The organism is Latilactobacillus graminis DSM 20719 (assembly GCF_001436415.1).
Taxonomy (GTDB): Bacteria; Bacillota; Bacilli; order Lactobacillales; family Lactobacillaceae; genus Latilactobacillus; species Latilactobacillus graminis.
Genome location: NZ_AYZB01000004.1, coordinates 1 through 326 on the forward strand (window position 1 = coordinate 1; position 326 = coordinate 326).

The 326-nt window shown below is 43.6% G+C and carries 2 tRNA genes; both read left to right on the top strand.

What is annotated here, in order from left to right:
- Nucleotides 1-76 precede the first annotated feature (76 nt).
- A tRNA-Ile gene (locus FC90_RS02260) sits at nt 77-150 on the top strand.
- 28 nt (nt 151-178) lie between these two features.
- Nucleotides 179-251 (top strand) — tRNA-Ala (locus FC90_RS02265).
- The last annotated feature ends 75 nt before the right edge of the window (nt 252-326 follow it).

Below are 326 nucleotides of genomic sequence, written 5' to 3' on the forward strand. Positions count from 1 at the left end.
AGCCTTGTACATTTGCGAAGTCGAAACTTTGTTTAGTTTTGAGAGGTCTACTCTCATTGAATTTAGGACGTTTTTTGGGCCTATAGCTCAGCTGGTTAGAGCGCACGCCTGATAAGCGTGAGGTCGATGGTTCGAGTCCATTTAGGCCCATTGTATCAAGAATTAAATGTACCAACACGGGGGATTAGCTCAGCTGGGAGAGCGCCTGCTTTGCACGCAGGAGGTCATCGGTTCGATCCCGTTATCCTCCATTGATGACAATAGTCATCGAAACTTTGTTCTTTGAAAACTGGATAATAAGTAATATATTAGTTTTAAAAGCCGAG